We start from the raw sequence: 2,772 nt of genomic DNA, 5'->3' as shown, positions 1-2,772 counted from the left end.
ACATGGGGAAACCCCACACTACCATCGGCGATGCATCGTTTCACTACTGAGTTCGGGATGGGATCAGGTGGTTCCAATGCTCTATGGTCGTCAAGAAATTCTGTTGCCAGAATGTCCTGTTGGACAGCCCAGCGAATTCGGATATGCGATATTTGTGATGTTGCTGCGAACTTTCGGTTCGTTTCGTCTTCACCACCGCAATCTGCGCTAGCAAATTGCTTGGGTGTTATATGGTCAAGCCTCACGGGCAATTAGTATTGGTTAGCTCAACGCCTCACAGCGCTTACACACCCAACCTATCAACGTCGTAGTCTTCGACGGCCCTTTAGGGGATTCAAGATCCCAGTGAGATCTCATCTTGAGGCAAGTTTCCCGCTTAGATGCTTTCAGCGGTTATCTCTTCCGAACATAGCTACCCGGCAATGCCACTGGCGTGACAACCGGAACACCAGAGGTTCGTCCACTCCGGTCCTCTCGTACTAGGAGCAGCCCCTCTCAAATCTCAAACGTCCACGGCAGATAGGGACCGAACTGTCTCACGACGTTCTAAACCCAGCTCGCGTACCACTTTAAATGGCGAACAGCCATACCCTTGGGACCGGCTTCAGCCCCAGGATGTGATGAGCCGACATCGAGGTGCCAAACACCGCCGTCGATATGAACTCTTGGGCGGTATCAGCCTGTTATCCCCGGAGTACCTTTTATCCGTTGAGCGATGGCCCTTCCATACAGAACCACCGGATCACTAAGACCTACTTTCGTACCTGCTCGACGTGTTTGTCTCGCAGTCAAGCGCGCTTTTGCCTTTATACTCTACGACCGATTTCCGACCGGTCTGAGCGCACCTTCGTACTCCTCCGTTACTCTTTGGGAGGAGACCGCCCCAGTCAAACTACCCACCATACACTGTCCTCGATCCGGATAACGGACCTGAGTTAGAACCTCAAAGTTGCCAGGGTGGTATTTCAAGGATGGCTCCATGAGAACTGGCGTCCCCACTTCAAAGCCTCCCACCTATCCTACACAAGCAAATTCAAAGTCCAGTGCAAAGCTATAGTAAAGGTTCACGGGGTCTTTCCGTCTAGCCGCGGATACACTGCATCTTCACAGCGATTTCAATTTCACTGAGTCTCGGGTGGAGACAGCGCCGCCATCGTTACGCCATTCGTGCAGGTCGGAACTTACCCGACAAGGAATTTCGCTACCTTAGGACCGTTATAGTTACGGCCGCCGTTTACCGGGGCTTCGATCAAGAGCTTCGCTTGCGCTAACCCCATCAATTAACCTTCCGGCACCGGGCAGGCGTCACACCCTATACGTCCACTTTCGTGTTTGCAGAGTGCTGTGTTTTTAATAAACAGTCGCAGCGGCCTGGTATCTTCGACCGGCATGGGCTTACGGAGCAAGTCCTTCACCCTCGCCGGCGCACCTTCTCCCGAAGTTACGGTGCCATTTTGCCTAGTTCCTTCACCCGAGTTCTCTCAAGCGCCTTGGTATTCTCTACCTAACCACCTGTGTCGGTTTGGGGTACGGTTCCCAGTTATCTGAAGCTTAGGAGCTTTTCTTGGAAGCATGGCATCAACCACTTCGCGCTCTAATGAGCACTCGTCATCAGCTCTCGGCCTTGAAATCCCGGATTTGCCTAAGATTTCAGCCTACCACCTTAAACTTGGACAACCAACGCCAAGCTGGCCTAGCCTTCTCCGTCCCTCCATCGCAATAACTGGAAGTACAGGAATATTAACCTGTTTTCCATCGACTACGCTTTTCAGCCTCGCCTTAGGGACCGACTAACCCTGCGTCGATTAACGTTGCGCAGGAAACCTTGGTCTTTCGGCGTGCGAGTTTTTCACTCGCATTGTCGTTACTCATGTCAGCATTCGCACTTCTGATACCTCCAGCAAGCTTCTCAACTCACCTTCACAGGCTTACAGAACGCTCCTCTACCGCATCACCCTAAGGTGATACCCGTAGCTTCGGTGCATGGTTTGAGCCCCGTTACATCTTCCGCGCAGGCCGACTCGACTAGTGAGCTATTACGCTTTCTTTAAAGGATGGCTGCTTCTAAGCCAACCTCCTAGCTGTCTAAGCCTTCCCACATCGTTTCCCACTTAACCATGACTTTGGGACCTTAGCTGACGGTCTGGGTTGTTTCCCTTTTCACGACGGACGTTAGCACCCGCCGTGTGTCTCCCATGCTCGGCACTTGTAGGTATTCGGAGTTTGCATCGGTTTGGTAAGTCGGGATGACCCCCTAGCCGAAACAGTGCTCTACCCCCTACAGTGATACATGAGGCGCTACCTAAATAGCTTTCGAGGAGAACCAGCTATCTCCGAGCTTGATTAGCCTTTCACTCCGATCCACAGGTCATCCGCTAACTTTTCAACGGTAGTCGGTTCGGTCCTCCAGTCAGTGTTACCTAACCTTCAACCTGCCCATGGATAGATCGCCCGGTTTCGGGTCTATACCCAGCGACTAAACGCCCTATTAAGACTCGCTTTCGCTACGCCTCCCCTATTCGGTTAAGCTCGCCACTGAATATAAGTCGCTGACCCATTATACAAAAGGTACGCAGTCACCTAACAAAGTAGGCTCCCACTGCTTGTACGCATACGGTTTCAGGTTCTATTTCACTCCCCTCTCCGGGGTTCTTTTCGCCTTTCCCTCACGGTACTGGTTCACTATCGGTCAGTCAGTAGTATTTAGCCTTGGAGGATGGTCCCCCCATGTTCAGACAAAGTTTCTCGTGCTCCGTCCTACTCGATTTCATT

General features: G+C 52.0%; 2 rRNA genes. Both read right to left on the bottom strand.

The window, feature by feature from the left end:
• A 5S ribosomal RNA gene (gene rrf / locus ACIPZ5_RS27695) occupies positions 1-95 on the bottom strand; the annotation flags it as partial.
• A gap of 135 nt (positions 96-230) precedes the next feature.
• Positions 231-2,772, bottom strand: a 23S ribosomal RNA gene (locus ACIPZ5_RS27690); the annotation flags it as partial.

This window comes from Pseudomonas sp. NPDC089428 (assembly GCF_044749325.1).
Classification (GTDB): domain Bacteria; phylum Pseudomonadota; class Gammaproteobacteria; order Pseudomonadales; family Pseudomonadaceae; genus Aquipseudomonas.
This window is presented reverse-complemented; position numbering and strand designations above follow the sequence as displayed.